Source organism: Streptomyces oryzae, assembly GCF_017676365.1.
Lineage (GTDB): Bacteria > Actinomycetota > Actinomycetes > Streptomycetales > Streptomycetaceae > Streptomyces > Streptomyces oryzae.
Window position 1 is genome coordinate 1 of the sequence record NZ_JADKMA010000191.1, and the last position, 15,161, is coordinate 15,161.

The 15,161-nt window shown below is 72.5% G+C and carries 10 protein-coding genes; 6 read left to right on the plus strand and 4 right to left on the minus strand.

Features of this window, described 5'->3' with window-relative positions:
• Positions 1-75 precede the first annotated feature (75 nt).
• Together ITI46_RS27865 and ITI46_RS27870 are read left to right on the plus strand one after the other, a co-directional pair.
• On the plus strand, positions 76-774 hold the full coding sequence (locus ITI46_RS27865) for a response regulator (protein ID WP_372452088.1): 699 nt from the start codon (positions 76-78) through the stop codon (positions 772-774).
• On the plus strand, positions 771-1,433 hold the full coding sequence (locus tag ITI46_RS27870; RefSeq protein WP_209242676.1) for a response regulator: 663 nt from the start codon (positions 771-773) through the stop codon (positions 1,431-1,433). Before ITI46_RS27865 ends, ITI46_RS27870 begins: the two co-directional genes overlap by 4 nt.
• 71 nt (positions 1,434-1,504) lie before the next feature.
• Here ITI46_RS27870 and ITI46_RS27875 read toward each other — a convergent pair whose 3' ends face one another.
• From ITI46_RS27875 to ITI46_RS27885, 3 genes are all read right to left on the minus strand, one after another.
• The gene (locus ITI46_RS27875) at positions 1,505-4,261 is read right to left on the minus strand and encodes a SpoIIE family protein phosphatase/ATP-binding protein (protein ID WP_209242677.1); all 2,757 of its coding nucleotides are present in this window, start codon (positions 4,259-4,261) and stop codon (positions 1,505-1,507) included.
• 209 nt (positions 4,262-4,470) lie between these two features.
• On the minus strand, positions 4,471-5,124 hold the full coding sequence (locus ITI46_RS27880; protein WP_307808348.1) for a response regulator transcription factor: 654 nt from the start codon (positions 5,122-5,124) through the stop codon (positions 4,471-4,473).
• Between the two features lie 62 nt (positions 5,125-5,186).
• Positions 5,187-6,464: a sensor histidine kinase gene (locus ITI46_RS27885; protein ID WP_307808349.1), complete on the minus strand. Its 1,278-nt coding sequence runs from the start codon at positions 6,462-6,464 to the stop codon at positions 5,187-5,189.
• Positions 6,465-6,596: 132 nt separating this feature from the next.
• Here ITI46_RS27885 and ITI46_RS27890 point away from each other — a divergent pair, with 132 nt between their 5' ends.
• From ITI46_RS27890 to ITI46_RS27900, 3 genes are read left to right on the plus strand one after another with little or no spacing between them, the layout of a single operon-like run.
• Complete coding sequence (locus ITI46_RS27890; RefSeq protein WP_209242679.1) at positions 6,597-7,484, plus strand: ATP-binding cassette domain-containing protein; 888 nt, start codon at positions 6,597-6,599, stop codon at positions 7,482-7,484.
• Positions 7,485-7,495: 11 nt separating this feature from the next.
• Positions 7,496-9,883: a CPBP family glutamic-type intramembrane protease gene (locus tag ITI46_RS35905; protein WP_209242680.1), complete on the plus strand. Its 2,388-nt coding sequence runs from the start codon at positions 7,496-7,498 to the stop codon at positions 9,881-9,883.
• Positions 9,880-11,178, plus strand: a complete 1,299-nt coding sequence (locus tag ITI46_RS27900; RefSeq protein WP_209242681.1) for a hypothetical protein — start codon at positions 9,880-9,882, stop codon at positions 11,176-11,178. Before ITI46_RS35905 ends, ITI46_RS27900 begins: the two co-directional genes overlap by 4 nt.
• 27 nt (positions 11,179-11,205) lie before the next feature.
• On the opposite strand, the gene ITI46_RS27905 is transcribed toward ITI46_RS27900, so the two are convergent.
• Positions 11,206-11,883, minus strand: coding sequence for a GntR family transcriptional regulator (locus ITI46_RS27905; RefSeq protein ID WP_209242682.1), 678 nt, complete (start codon positions 11,881-11,883; stop codon positions 11,206-11,208).
• Positions 11,884-12,077: 194 nt separating this feature from the next.
• On the opposite strand from ITI46_RS27905, the gene ITI46_RS35155 reads away from it, so the two are divergent.
• The gene (locus ITI46_RS35155) at positions 12,078-15,143 is read left to right on the plus strand and encodes an AMP-binding protein (RefSeq protein WP_247746696.1); all 3,066 of its coding nucleotides are present in this window, start codon (positions 12,078-12,080) and stop codon (positions 15,141-15,143) included.
• Positions 15,144-15,161: the final 18 nt, after the last annotated feature.

A 15,161-nucleotide genomic window follows, 5' to 3' on the forward strand; every position in this document is an offset into this window, starting at 1 on the left:
CCTACGCCCCCGCCGGCGCCCCCGCCTCCGGCAGAACCACCCGCAACGCAACCACCCGCAACGCAACCACCCGCAATGGAACCGGCCGCACCCGAACCAGCCGCACCCGAAGGGCCGGCCGAGCCGACCACACCGGCCGAGCCCACTGCCGCGACCTGGCCGGAGCCTGCCGCGCCCGAAGGACCACCGGGCCCCGAGCCGCTCCACCGGGACGAGGCACACGAGCACGCCTGGCCCGAGACGACGCAGCTGAAGCAGTGGCTCGGCGGACCGCAGGGTCAGGTGCTGACGGGCAGGACCGTGCTCATCGTGGACGACGACATCCGCAACGTCTTCGCACTGACCCACGTACTGGGCCGCGTCGGGATCTCCGTGAAGTACGCCGAGAACGGCCGCGAGGGTCTGGAGGTGCTGGACCGCTCACCCGAGGTGTCGCTGGTGCTGATGGACATCATGATGCCCGAGATGAACGGCTACGAGGCGATCCAGCGCATCCGGCGCACCCCGCGGCTCGCGCAGCTGCCCGTCGTCGCGCTCACCGCCAAGGCGATGTCGGGCGACAGCGAGAAGGCGCTGAACAGCGGCGCGGATGTGTACGTCGCCAAGCCGGTGGACCTCGATGAGCTGCTGCAGGCCATGTACGACCTGCTCAGCGCGCCCGACGCGGGCTCCCGGGCGGGGGCCAGAGGCGGCAGCACCACCACCGGCGGTCCGCAGTCGCAGCCGGCCGGCGACGCCGACGCCGGTACCGAACCGCCGGGACGGCTGCCATGAGCACGCCGGCGGCGGAGAGGTCGAGCATTCTCATCGTGGACGACATGGAGGAGAACCTGGTCGCCCTGCAGGCCGTGCTCGGGCCCCTGGAGCAGCACCTGGTGACCGCCCACTCGGGCGAGGAGGCGCTGAAGGCGATGCTGCGCCAGGACTTCGCACTCGTGCTGCTGGATGTGCTGATGCCCGGCATGGACGGCTTCGAGACGGCGGTCAACATCAAGCGCCTCGACCAGACCAAGGACGTCCCCATCATCCTGCTGACCGGCAACGAGGTGGACCGGGACTACGCCTACCGCGGCTACGCCATCGGGGCCGCCGACTTCCTCGCCAAGCCCATCGACCCGTGGGTGCTGCGTACAAAGGTCAACGTCTTCCTGGATCTGGACCGCAAGAGTCGGCAACTCGCCGTCCAGGCCGATCAGTTGCGGCGACTACTGGTCGCCGAGCACTCCCGCGGGGCCGGACGCCCGAGACCCGGGGGCGGGCAGCCCGCGGAGGGCGGCGAGGCCGAGCAACTGGCCCAGATCACCGAGTCCCTCGTCAGGCTCGAGGTGATGCTGCGCGACCAGGAGACCGCCGAAAGCCCCGAACTCGCCGACCGCATCGCCGAACTGGAGCGTACGGTCCGCCGGCTGGAGGCGAGCGGCCACACGGAATGAGCCCGCCCCACGGAATGAGCGGCCGCACGGGGTGGGCGGAACGGGGCGCGGCACCCGCTGCGGCATGGCCCTCACAGCGCCGCGTCGTCGTCCCACTGCTCCAGCAGGCTCTCCTCCGTCTCCGCACCCGGCTCGGCAGCGCTCTCCTGGAGGTACTGTTCGGTCCAGATGACCTTGCCGCGCGCTGTGTAGCGGGTGCCCCAGCGCTGGGCGAGCTGCGCGACGAGGTACAGGCCGCGTCCGCCCTCGTCGGTGGTGGCCGCCCGGCGCAGATGCGGGGAGGTGCTGCTGGCGTCCGAGACCTCGCAGATCAGGCTGTTGACGTCGTGCAGCAGCCGGAGGCCGATCGGAGCGGCGCCGTAGCGGATGGCGTTGGTGACCAGTTCGCTGACGATCAGTTCGGTGGTGAAGGTGAGATGGCCCAGGCCCCAGGCCTCCAGCCGGCGGACGCAGGCGGCGCGGACCGGGGCGACAGCGGTGGTGTCGCTCGGTACGTCCCAGTCGGCGACCTGGTCGGCGGCGAAGGTACGGGTGCGGGCGACCAGCAGGGCGATGTCGTCGCCGGGGCGCGCCGGCAGCAGCGCGGAGATCACCGCCTGGCAGGTCTCTTCCGGGGACTGGTCGCGGTGGGCGAGGACGTCGCGCAACAGGCCGAGTCCGGCGTCGAAGTCGCGGTCGCGGCTTTCGATGAGGCCATCGGTGTAGAGGACCAGCCTGCTGTCGGCGGGAAGTTGCAGTTCGGCGGTCTCGACGGGCAGTCCGGCCCCGAGGCCGAGCGGTGGTGAGACGGGGACGTCAGGGAAGGCCACGGTGCCGTCTGGATGGACCAGTGCGGGGCCCGGGTGACCGGCCCGGCCCATGGTGGCCTGCCCGGAGGCCGGGTTGTAGATCGCGTACAGACAGGTGGCGCCGGTGATGGCCACGCCGTCGCCCTCGGAGGAGTGCTCCTGGTCGATCCGGGTGACCAGTTCGTCGAGGTGGGCCAGCAGCTCCTCGGGGGACAGGTCGAGGGCGGAGAAGTTCTGCACGGCGGTGCGCAGCCGCCCCATGGTGGCCGCCGCGTGCAGGCCGTGGCCCACCACGTCGCCGACCACCAGGGCGACCCGGGCGCCGGGCAGCGGAATGACGTCGAACCAGTCCCCGCCCACCCCCGCCTGGGCCGGAAGGTAGCGGAATGCCACCTCGACCGCCGACTGCTCGGGCAGCTCGCTGGGCAGCAGGCTGCGCTGCAAGGTGATCGCCATGGCGTGCTCGCGGGTGTAGCGGCGGGCGTTGTCGATGCTGACGGCCGCCCTCGCGGTCAGCTCCTGGGCGAAGGAGAGATCGCTCTCCTCGAACGGCTCCTTGTCCGCACGCCAGAAGTCGGCCACCCCGAGCACCACACCGCGCGCCTGCAACGGCACCGAGAGCAGGGAGTGGATGCCGTAGTCGAGAAGGCGCCGGGCGTGCTCCGGGTCCTGGGCGCGCCAATCCTGGGAGGCCGCCAGCTCGGGCACGAGCAGGGCCCGGCCGGTGGTGACACCGGTGGCCACCGGGTGGGAGGGCGCGAAGGGCAACAGCTCTCCCGCCGGATAGAGGGGAGAGCCCTCACGGACGCCGCGTACGGCGACGCGCCGCATCCGGGTGCTCGCCTCGCCCGCCTCCTCGCCCCGCAGCACCGGTTCCAGCAGCTCGACGGTGACGAAGTCGGCGAACCGCGGGACGGCGACCTCGGCCAGCTCCTCGGCCGTCCGCTCCACATCCAGGGTGGTGCCGACCCGCACCCCCGCCTCGTACAGCAGCTGCAGCCGCTCGCGTGCCACCTCGGCCCGGCCCGCGAGCGCCTGCAGCTCGGTGGTGTCGCGCAGGGTGGCCACGATGTGGGTGGCCCGGGCGGGCTGGTCGACGGGGCGCACGTTGACGGCCAGCAGCCGGTCACCGGCCATCCGCACCTCGTCGGTGACCGGACGCCGCTGGGTCAGCAGCTCGGTGATGCCGGGGGCCAGGCCGAGGCCGGTGATCTCGCGCTGTTCGGCGTCCCGCGGCAGGTCGAGCAGGCGCCGGGCCTCGTCGTTGACCAGCAGCAGCCGTCCGTCGTCGTCGACGATGAGCACCCCCTCCCGCACCGCGTGCAGGACCGCGTCGTGGTGCTCGTACATCCGTGTCATCTCGACCGGGCCCAGCCCCCGGGTCTGCCGGCCGAGCCGCCGGCTCACCAGCGCGGAGCCGCCGATGGCCAGGGCGAGCACGCCGCCCGCTGTGCCGAGGAGCAGCGGCAGTTGCCGTCCGGCCTCTTTGTTGACGTTCCGTACGGTGATCTCGGGGGACACGATGCCGGCGACGGATCCGTCGCGGCGGAAGACCGGGACGGCCGCGTACACCGACAGCCCCAGCGGATCGGTGACGATGTGCGTGAAGGACTTGCCCCGCACGGCCTTTCTGAACGGGCCGACGTAGTGCTTGCCGATCTGGTGCGGGTCACGGTGCGTCAGCCGGATGCCCTTCGTCGTGGCCACGACGATGTTGTCGACGCCGGTACGCTTCCTGGCCACCTCGGTACGCGGCTGGAGGATCGCGGTGGGGTCGGGGCTGTCCAGGGCCTCAGCGGTCCCCGGAGCGTTCGCGAACGCCTCCCCCGCGGACAGCACCTCGTCGCGGGTCGCGTCGATGCCCGTCCGCCGGGCCTGCAGCACCAGCACCGCCACGGTGGCGGCGACCAGGATGACCACCAGCACCAGTTGCAGGAGCAGCACCTGCCCGGCCACGCTCTGCACACTCAGCAGGGAACGAGGGCGCCGCCCTCGTCGGGCCCGCGCTCGCCGCTGCCGGATGTGGTCTTCGTCGGACATGTCCACCTGAGCATTGCCGTACGACCCCATCCCCGGCCCCCGCAACGGGGCAGACCACCCGATCGGCCGGTGTGCGGCGTCCCAAGGGGCCGCGCCCCGAAGGGGCGCGGGGAACTGCGCGCTCAGGGACAACGAGCCCGCAGCCCGCAGAAAACAGACAGGGGCAGCCCCTGCCCGGACCACGAGAGAGCAGACCGAACTCGGCGCCCTCAAACGTTGCGGCCAACGCCGGGCACGACGATCCCCGTCTCATACGCATGGATGACCGCCTGAGTCCGGTTCTGCGCGGAGAGCTTGGTGAGGACATTGCTCACATGCGTCTTGACCGTCTCCAGACTCACGGTGAGCCGCTCGGCAATCTGCCCATTGGAGAGCCCTGCGGCCATCAGCCGCAGAATCTCCGTCTCCCGCTCGGTGAGCGCCGGCCGGACGGGCACCCCGTCCGGCCGCCCGCGGGCCGACACCAGCCGGCGTACGGCGTCGGGGAACAGCAGACAGTCCCCCGCGGCGACCAGCCGGACGGCGTGCGCGAGTTGCCGGGTCGGTGACCGCTTGAGCACGAAGCCGTCGGCGCCGGCCCGCAGCGCGTCGTAGACGTGGTCGTCGCTCTCGAACGTCGTGATGACCAGGACCTTCGACCGCGTTGCGGGGTCGGCCCGCAGCCGCCGGGTCGCCTCGATGCCGTCGAGTTCCGGCATCCGCACGTCCATCAGGACCACGTCGGGCCGCAGTTGCCGCACCAGGGGCAGCACCTCGGCCCCGGTGGCGGCCTCGCCCACCACCGAAAGGTCCGGCTGGGCCGACAGCAGCACCCGCAGTCCGGCGCGGGTCAGCTCCTCGTCGTCCGCGATCAGCACGGTCACCGGAGCCTCGTCCCCGGCGGCCGACCGCGGCGCCCCCGGGCCGGCCGCCCCGGCCGGCCCGGTCACGCGGCGGCCCGCAGCGGTATCCGGGCGGCCAGCCGCCATCGGCCGTCCGGTGCGGGGCCCGCCGTCAGTTCCCCGTGCAGCAGCCTGACCCGCTCCGTCAGCCCGGACAGACCCTGCCCTGGCCGGGGCCGCTGGCCGCGCAGGCCGCGGCTGCTGGTGACCGGGTTGCTCAGCTCGACGGCGAGCCAGTCGCCCGCGGCGCCGTCCGCTGCGCCCCGGCCGTCCTCCACGGCGACGCGAACGGTCACCGGCGCCTGGTGTGCGTGGCGGAGGGCGTTGGTCAGGCCCTCCTGCACCAGCCGGTACGCCTCGCGGGAGACGGCGGCGGGCACGCGCGCCCAGTCGCCCCGCAGGTCGGCGTGCACCTCTGTGCCGGTGCTGCGCACCCGTTCGAGCAGGCCGGACAGATCGGCCAGGGTGCGCCGGGGGACCGTGCTCGCGGCGCCGGTGCGCAGCACGCCGAGCACATGGTCGAGGTCGTCCAGCGCGCTGCGGGAGGACTGCTCGATATGGGCCAGCGCCTGCCGTGCGCCGTGCGGATCCGCGTCGATCAACTCGGCAGCGACCGCGGCCTGGATGGTGGCGGCGGTGAGGGTGTGCCCGATCGAGTCGTGCAGTTCCCGCGCCAGTTCGGTGCGCTGCTCCATGGCGCGCAGCCGGGCTTCCAGCGCGGCGAAGCGCTCCTCCTTGCCGGGCCCCAGCAGCACCGGCCCCAGCGTACGGAAGGCGGCGGCCAGGCCGCGGCAGCACCAGGCGCTCGCCATCAGCGCGGCGGCTGCGGCGGGCGGCGTCCAGGCGCCGGACCAGCCTGCGGCCACCGTCACGGGCAGGCCGAACACCTGCACCCGGTCGCCCCCGTTCAGCCAACTCCCCACCAGCAGCAGCCCGGTGAGCGTCAGCAGCAGTGCGGCCGCGGTCACCGCCCAGCCGGCCACGACATGCGCCAGCAGCCAGCCCGCGGCCCGCGCCCTGGCCGCACGGTCAGGGCGCGGCGCTTCAGGCCCCGGTACGGGCAGCGCCGTGCGCAGCAGCCGGTTGGCGATCCGGACACAGCCCGTGCGGAAGACGGCGAGGAAGCCGCAGGCCGGCACCGACACGGCGAAAACCAGCAGGACGACGGTGAGCTGCGCTCCCCTGCCCGCGACGCGGTGGACGGGTACGGCGGGCAGCAGCGCCACCGGCGTCAGCAGGCAGGCGAAGCAGAAACCGACCAGCGCGAAGACGGCGCCCCGGTAGCTGTCCGCGCTGGTCAACGGTCGTATCAGCAGCCACACGCCACTCAGTATCACCGAACGTCCGCCTGGCCTCCTCCCCCGTGGGAGCCAGCCGGGAATCCCTCCCGCGCGGGAGCCGGATCGCTCGCAGCCGCGAGGCGGCGCACCGCGGCGGTGACGAGGCTGGGCCGCATGCTCGAACTGATCGACGTCAGCAAGGTCCACAGCGGCAGCAAACGGTCCGTCGACGGGATCACCCTGCGCCTGGGCACCGGACTGCTCGGCCTGCTCGGGCCGAACGGCGCCGGCAAGTCCTCCCTGATGCGGATCGCCGCCACGGTCACCAGGCCCACCAGCGGCCGGGTGCTCTTCGACGGCATGGACGCGGTGGCCCGGCCCCAGACGCTGAGGGCCGCGCTGGGGTACCTGCCGCAGGATTTCGGTGTCCATCCCCGGCTCACGGCCCGGGAGTTCCTCTCCTACCTGGCCGCAGCCCGGGGCATCCGGGCCAGGCAAGCGCGGGCCCGGGTCAGCGAACTGCTCGAACTGGTCAACCTCACGCAGGCAGCCGCACGGCCGCTGGGCGGCTACTCGGGCGGGATGCTGCGCCGGGTGGGCATCGCACAGAGTCTGCTGAGCGACCCCCGGGTACTGATCGTGGACGAGCCGACAGCCGGGCTCGACCCGGAGGAGCGGGTGCGGTTCCGCAATCTGCTCAGCGAGTTGGCGGCCGACCGTGCAGTGCTGCTGTCCACCCACATCGTCTCCGATGTCGCCTCGGTGGCATCCCATATCGCCGTACTGGCGGGCGGCCGGATGCTGGCACACGGGACGGCCGAGGAGCTGCTGCGGGCGGTGGCCGGACAGGTGTGGGAGACGACGGTGCCGCCCGAACATGCCGCCGCTCTCCAGGCCCGCCACCTGGTGGGCCGCACGGCACGCACGGGCGCGGGCGTACGGCTGCGGCTGCTGGCGCCCGCGCCGCCGGTACCCGAAGCCCAGGCGGTCTCCCCCGACTTGGAGGACGTCTACCTCGCCGCCGTCAACCAGCCGGCCGTCGACCCGGCGGCTGCCCGGTGAGGGGCGCGCCTGTGCCCGGACGGCTCGTCCGGCTCGCGTTCGGTGACTTCCTGGACCGGGCGCGCCGCCCGGCCTGTCTCGCGGTGCTGGCCGCCGCCGTCGGTCTGGGCTGCCTCGCGGTGCCGGGCACCGACTCGCACTGGGTCATCCTGCGGGTGGGCGACTACCGGGGTCGCTACAACAGCGCCTACACGGGCATGGCCGTCGCGCTGGCCGCCACCCTGTGGCTGTCGCTGGGCGGCTTCTACGTCGTACGGGACGCGCTGGGCCGGGACCGGAGGAGCGGGGTCGGAGAACTGCTGGCCGCGACCCCGCTGCACACCGTGGGCCTCCTGGTGGCGAAGGCCCTCGCCAATGTGCTGGTGCTCGCCTCCATGGTCGGCGTGCTGGCGGGCACGGCGCTGGTGATGCAGTTGGCCAGAGGGGAGTCGACAGCCGTCGCCCCGGTGGCGCTGCTGCTCCCGTTCGTGGTCGTCACGCTGCCGGTGGTGGTACTCACGGCCGCCGTCGCGCTGTTGACCGAGACGGTGCCGGTGCTGCGCGGCGGTGTCGGAAACCTCGCCTGGTTCTTCGTCTGGCTCGTCGTCGCCGTCGGCGGTATGGCACCGGGTGCGCCGTTCGGCGGCCTGGGTGTGCACGAGCCGGTCGCGTCCATGCGGGACGCGCTGCTCGCCCAGGACGGGAACGCCGCCGGGGTACGCGACTTCAGCCTCGGCTTCACCTACGAGGAGGTGCCGCTGCGCGTCTTCGACTGGGACGGTTACACGCCGAGCAGCGGCTATCTGCTCAGCAGGGCGGCACTGCTGCTGCTCGCCGTCGCCCTGGCAGCGCTGCCCGCCATCTGGTTCCCCCGGTTCGCCCCGGCAACAGGCGGCCGGGCGCGCCCGGGTGGCGTCGCCGGCACGCTGCCCGGCCTCCCCGTCCAGCCCGCGGCCTTCACCGGCAGGCCCCGCACGCCCGTACCGACCGGCCGGTCCGGTTGGCAGCTGCTGGCGGGCGAGGTGCGGCTACTGCTGCGCGGAAACGGCTGGTGGTGGCCGGGAGTTGCGGCCCTGGCCGTCGCGGGCACGCTGGCGCCGCTGCCCGGCGTCACCCGGATCGTGCTGCCCGCCGCCTGGCTGTGGCCGGTGCTGTTGTGGTCCCGGCTCGGTGCCCAGCGCCACACGGACGGCGTCACCGCGCTGCTGGACGCCTACCCCGCGCCCCGGCGCAGAGTGCTCGCGGAGTGGCTGGCCGGGGTGGCCGTGGCAGCGCTGACCGGTGCCGTCCCACTGGTCAGGCTGCTGCTCGCCGCCGATCTGCCGGGGGTCGCGGCCTGGTGCGCCGGCGCGCTGTTCGTGCCGTCCCTGGCGTTGGCCCTCGGCACCCTGAGCCGTACGGGACGACTGTTCCAAGCGGTGTATCTGCCCCTCTGGTACGCGACGGTCAACGGCCTGCCGCTGCTCGACTTCATGGGGTCTGACGACGGCCCCCGCATCCCCTGCCCTCCCTGTCCCCTCCTGCCGCCTCCCTCCCAACTGCCGCTTTTTGTAAGGAGTGCCGTCACCGTGTCCACGACGGCGCTGCCGCGCCCCTCTTCCCCAACCCGGGCCGCCCGCACCCGGGGCCTGGTGGTCTTCTTCGCCATCGCCTTCGGCGCGAGCTGGCTGTGCATGATCGGCGTACGGCTGGCGGGCCTGTCGCTGGTCAACCCGCTCGCCCAGCTTTCGTTCGCGTTCTTGCCCGCGATCGGCGCGCTGGTGGCCCGCCGCGTCAGTGGGGAGGGTTTCGCGGACGCGGGCCTGGCCCTGCGGCTGCGCGAACAGTGGCGCTGGTATCTGGCCGCGTGGCTGTGCCCCCTGTTGCTGGCCTTCGCCACGATCGGCCTCGCCGCCGCGCTGGGCGTCCCCGGTGTGCGGCTGTCAGCGCTGGACGGCCTGATTCCCGGCCTGCCCGGCTGGGCCGGGGTGACGGTGCTGATGGCCGTGGTGCCGCTGTTGACGCCGGTCTACTGGGGCGAGGAGTTCGGCTGGACCAGCTATCTGCGCCCCCGGCTGTACCGGGCCCAGTTGTCCCGTTCGGTTCTCGCCACCGGACTGATCTGGGCGCTCTGGCACTACCCGCTCGCCTTCCTCGGCTACATCGAGTTCGCCGACCCGCTGCTCGGCCTGGCCCTGTGGACCTGCTCCTTCCTCGTGCAGGAGACCCTGCTGGCGCTCCTGTACCTGCGCAGCGGCACCATCTGGACCGCGAGCCTGGCCCATGCGGGCAACAACATGGTGCTGGCCCTGCTGGTCGGCACCGTGCTGAAGGGCAGCGACGCCACCACACTGACCTGGCTCCCGATCCTGCCGCTGGCCGCCCTGAGCGCCATCGCGCTGCTCGCCGCGCGGCGCGGCCGTGCCATGATCCGTCCATGACGGAGCGCAGCCACCCTTCCCTCCCCTTCGCCCTCCCGCTGGACGACCCGGAGTTCTGGGCCTTCTGGTACTACGACGAATACAGCGGGACGGGCTCCGATGACGGGGCGGACGGTGGATCCTACAGCGCGGAGGAGAGCGGCTCCGAGGACTCCGCCGAGGTGTATCAGGCGGACGCCGGGCATGCCGTGCAGGTCGTGGACGCGGGATTCGAGCTCACGCTGGAGCTGGTCCACCCCGGTGCGGCGAAACCGGTACAGCTCGGCTGGGACGATCAGGCGCAGTGGCACCCCGACGCGCTGCGCTGGCAGGAGGCCGAGCTGCTGTGCCGGGCCGCCGCGCTCTCGCACCCTGAGGTCCCGCACCCCGGCCCTCACCTCGCGCTGCTCAGCCGCTTCGCCCCCGTATGCGACGACGCGGACGCGGTAACCGCCCTGCCCCTGCTGCGCGAGGCGTTCTCGGGGCTGCCCGGCCTCGACGCGTACCAGCGCCTGGCCTACGCGGCCCATGCGGACAAGCGCGGTTTCGACATCCGCTGGCGCCGGGCCGAGGGCTCCGGCCACTGGTACCCGGATCAGGCACCGGACGAGACGGTCACCCAGGAGTGGTGGGACCGGTACGGCGACGACCCCGACCGGGAGCACTACTCCACCGGCGACCTGTACTCCCTCCGCTCGCCGGACCACGCCGAGTTCCCGTTCGCGGCCCTGGCGGAGACGCTGGAGCGGGCCCGGCTGCGGTGCTCCGGGGTCAGCCGTCGCACCTGGGCGGCGAACGAGACGGTACGCGCCGCGGCCGAGGCGTTCGCACGCGAGGCCTCCGCGGCGCAGCGCGCCCGCCTGCTGACCGAAGTGCGGGCCCGCGGCTGCACGGACCAGGCCGTGCTGAAAGCGCTGGCGCCCGAGGCCGGCCCGATGCGGGCGCTGGCGATGACGGAACTTGTGCTGGGCGTCGAGCCCGGCACCCTGATACGCCACCACGCCGGCCCCGCGCCGAGACCGCTGCGGAGCTACACCGCGCGGCTCACTCTGCCCGACCATCTGCCCGCCGCATCGCTGATTGACCCGCTCAACTCCGGCCTCCGCCGCACCGGCACGGGCAGTGTCACGGACGGCCCCACCCGTATCCACCGCGCAGCCGGCGACGGCGTATGGCGGGAGGAGATCGTCCTGCATCTCCTCGAGGACTGGCAGCCGGGGCTCGAGCAGGCCGGCCGCGTGCTGCGGGACGCGAACGTCCAGGCCGAGGCGGCGGTCCGGTGCCGCGGCGAGAACATCTCCCTCCAGCTGGGCTGAAGAGCCAAGTGGTGACGCCGCGTCACCTCACCCGGCCTGGTCCGTCGGCTCCGTCAGATGCTTCCAGGTCCGCACCAGGTGGCCGAACTCCTTGACCTGGACGAGGACATGGTCGCGCGCCGCGTTCTCGGCGGTCTCGGCGTCGCCGTCGGCTATGGCGTCGGCGATCTGCCGGTGCTCGGCAAGGGAGCGCCGCATGCGGTCGGGTACACGCAACTGCAGCCGCCGGTACGGCTGGAGGACGCGCTTGAGCGTGCGGGTCTGCTGTCGCAGATAGTCGTTGCCGCAGGAGTCGTAGACGATGTCGTGGAACCAGGCGTTGGCGTAGTAGTAGCGATCGGCGTCGCCCGCTGTCGCGTGTTTCTCGCACTCCTCGAGAGCGCGCTCCAGGTCGTCCAGCGCCTTCCGCTCGATACGGCGGGCGGAGAGGCGTGCCGCCATTCCCTCCAGCTCGGCCATGACTTCGAAGCGCTCGGCGAGTTCGGAGACGCTCAGCTCGGTGACGTATGTGCCCTGCTTCGGGCGGATCTGCACCAATCCGGAGCGCTGCAGGGCCTGAAGGGCTTCCCGGATGGGCGTCCGGGAGCAGCCGAACTCCCGCTCCAACTGCGCGGGGTCCAGGCGCTCTCCGGGGCGGTAGCGGCCGTCGACAACGGCGTTCTCGAGCGCGTCCCGTACGCGCTGGGATTCCGGGATTCGAGCCATATGCACCTCCGAACGCTCAGATTATCCGGCCGCCAGGGGGTAGCGGATCCGTTTCATGTGTCCTACGGTTCCGGCGTTATATACATCACAGCTTCTGATGTATGTGCAACCGGACGCCTGGCGGCGTGGACGGCACGAACGCCACGAACGCCTGGATGGCATGGATGACGCGGATGACATGGAGGGGAGCGGAGATGGAACGCCACGACGGCTGGCTGCTGACCGACCTGTTCCGGGCTCTCGGGCACCGGCACGGTGGCGGCGGCCGCGTCGAAGAGTCTCCGGGCTCCCCGCTCGACCAGCTGCTCGTCGCCTGCGAAGTCCTGATGAGCGACGTGGGCGAAGCCTCGATGCGGGCGGTCGCTGCGCGGGCCCTCGCCGCCTACGACGAGCTGGACGACGACGGCAAGCGCGCCTTCTTCAGCCACATCACCAGCGCCTACGACGTCGACGCCGAGCAGGTGCGCACCGCGTTCCGCCGGTGGGAGAGCGCCAGAGACCACGGCTCCCAGGGCCAGGAGGAGCTCGTGCGGCTGTTCGACGTGGTCGAGCCGGCCCGCCAGCAGCTGCTCCGCCGGCTGAACCACGCGCCCGACGCCACTCTCGCACTGGTCGGCATGCGCGCCGACCTGCGGCGGCTGATGCGCCGCGACCCGGGGCTGCGCCCCCTCGATCACGACTTCCACCACCTGCTCACCTCCTGGTTCAACCGCGGCTTCCTCCGCATGTCGGAGGTCACCTGGGATGCGCCTCAGGAGCTGCACGACCGTCTGCTCCAGGGCGAGAAGGTCCACCCGATGGCGAGCAGGGACGAGCTGCGCCGCCGGCTGCAGCCCGCGGACCGCAGGGTCTACGCGTTCTTCCACCCGGCCACCGGAGAAGTGCCGCTGATCTTCGTGGAGGTCGCTCTGGTGCGCGGGCTGCCGGACCGTATCGCCCCGCTGCTGGAGCCGGGCCCGGCGCTCGACCCCGCGCAGGCGGACACGGCAGCGCTCTACTCGATCAACAACGCCCTGGACGGGCTGGCCGGTGTCTCCTTCGGCAGCTTCCTCATCAAGCAGGTCATCGAGCAGGTGAGGGAGCAGCTGCCGCATCTGACGCAGTTCGCGACGCTCTCCCCCATCCCGGGCTTCCGGCACTGGCTCGCCGAGCAGGCCGAACAGGGAGCGCAGGACGGGCAGGACGGGCAGGACGGGCAGGACGGTGCCGCCGGGCAGGACGCCGAGCTGCGGACGCTCGTACGGGAGCTGGATGGAGTGCAGCAGCCGGCCGACCTCGGCGCGGCGCCGGGAGACGTCGAGCGGATCCGTTCCCGGCTCTTCCGCGCCCTGGCCCGGTACATCGCCGTCGAACGGCGCGACGACGGCTCCCCCCTCGACCCGGTCGCCCGCTTCCACCTGGGCAACGGTGCCACCGCCTGGCAGCTGAACTGGCCGGCGAACAGCTCGCCGGAAGCATGGCGGCAGTCCTACGGCGCGATGATCAACTACCGCTACGAGCCGGAGGAGTTGGAGCGGCGGCACGAGGACTTCGTCCGCCGTCGCACCGTGGCGCTCGGCGGGCCGCTGCGGGACGCGTTCCCGGACATCGCGGCGACGGCACACGACCGGGGCCCGGCGCCGTCCCGGCGCGTATCCACCGGCCCGGACGACCGGAGCGCCGGCCCGGAAGACGAGAAAGGAACACCCTCGATGCCACCCTTCACGACCATCTACCGGTCCTTCGCCGAGCAGGTGGAGCTGCGGCCGGGCAAGGCGCTCTTCGAGCTGCCCGACGGTCGGGGGATCACCTATCGCGAGACCGCGCAGACCGTGGAGCGCATCGCCGCCCGGCTCGTCGCCGACGGCGTAGCGCCGGGCGACCGGGTCGCGATGCAGGTGGAGAAGTCTCCGGAGGCCATCGCGCTGTACCTGGCGACGCTGAGGGTGGGCGGGGTCTTCCTGCCGCTCAACACCGCCTACACCGCCGCCGAGACGGGCTTCTTCCTGGGAGACGCCCGGCCCCGGGTGCTGGTCTGCTCCCCCGGCCGGCGGGCCGAGCACGCGGACCGGGAGGGGGAAGGGCTCGTTGTCGAGACGCTGGGCACCTCGGGCGACGGCACCCTGCTGGACGGCGACCGCCCGCACGGAAACGGCCCGCACGGCGAGCGCCACGACGGCGACGGCAGCCACACGGAGGTCTTCGACGCGGCGGCCGACGATCCGGCGGCCATCCTCTACACCTCCGGCACCACCGGGCGCTCCAAGGGCGCGGTGCTCTCGCACGGCAACCTCGCCTCCAACTGCCAAGCGCTGCTGGAGGCCTGGCAGTTCACCGCTGAGGACCGGCTGATCCACGCGCTGCCGATCTTCCACATCCACGGGCTCTTCGTCGCGGCGAACCTGACGCTGACGGCGGGGGCTTCGATGCACTACCTGCCCAAGTTCGACGCGGAGGCGATCGTCGGTCTGCTCCCCGAGGCCACGGTGCTGATGGGGGTGCCCACCTTCTACACCCGGCTGCTGAAGAACGACCGGCTCACCGCCGAGTCCTGCGCCTCGATGCGGCTGTTCGTCTCCGGCTCAGCTCCCCTGCTCGCCGCCGACCACCAGGCGTTCGAGGCCCGCACCGGCCACGCCATCCTGGAGCGCTACGGGATGACCGAGACCGGGATGAACACCACCAACCCCTACGACGGCGGGCCGCGCAAGCCCGGCACCGTCGGCAAACCGCTCCCCGGGACCGAGGTCCGCGTGGTGGACGGCGAGACGGGCCGGGTGCTGCCGGACGGAGAGGTGGGCAGCATCGAGGTCCGCGGCCCCAATGTGTTCACCGGCTACTGGCAGCTGCCCGAGAAGACCGCCGCCGAGTTCCGCGCGGACGGGTTCTTCATCACCGGCGATCTGGGCCGCTTCGACGAGGACGGCTACCTGTGCATCGTCGGGCGGGACAAGGACCTGGTGATCTCCGGCGGCTACAACATCTATCCCAAGGAGATCGAGGAACTGCTGGACGCCCACCCCACGGTGCTGGAGTCCGCCGTGATCGGCGTCCCGCACCCGGACTTCGGGGAGACCGTGGTGGCCGTCGTCGTCCCGGCGCCCGGCCGGCAGCCCCGCGCCGGGGAACTGCTCGACTTCGTCACCGGGGACCTCGCCCGGTTCAAGCACCCGCGTGCCGTGCGCATCGTCGAAGCGCTGCCGCGCAACGTCATGGGCAAGGTGCAGAAAGCAGAACTGCGGAAGCGCTACGGCGACCTGTTCGCCGGCGCCGACGCCTGATCCCTCCGCCCCCGACCC

What these genes read in the sequence shown, in the direction of transcription:
- ITI46_RS35155 (WP_247746696.1), top strand. Translation starts at nt 12,078, where the DNA reads ATGGAACGCCACGACGGCTGGCTGCTGACCGACCTGTTCCGGGCTCTC.
- ITI46_RS27870 (WP_209242676.1), top strand. Translation starts at nt 771, where the DNA reads ATGAGCACGCCGGCGGCGGAGAGGTCGAGCATTCTCATCGTGGACGAC.
- ITI46_RS27865 (WP_372452088.1), top strand. Translation starts at nt 76, where the DNA reads ATGGAACCGGCCGCACCCGAACCAGCCGCACCCGAAGGGCCGGCCGAG.
- ITI46_RS27890 (WP_209242679.1), top strand. Translation starts at nt 6,597, where the DNA reads ATGCTCGAACTGATCGACGTCAGCAAGGTCCACAGCGGCAGCAAACGG.
- ITI46_RS27900 (WP_209242681.1), top strand. Translation starts at nt 9,880, where the DNA reads ATGACGGAGCGCAGCCACCCTTCCCTCCCCTTCGCCCTCCCGCTGGAC.
- ITI46_RS27905 (WP_209242682.1), bottom strand. Translation starts at nt 11,883, where the DNA reads ATGGCTCGAATCCCGGAATCCCAGCGCGTACGGGACGCGCTCGAGAAC.
- ITI46_RS27875 (WP_209242677.1), bottom strand. Translation starts at nt 4,261, where the DNA reads ATGTCCGACGAAGACCACATCCGGCAGCGGCGAGCGCGGGCCCGACGA.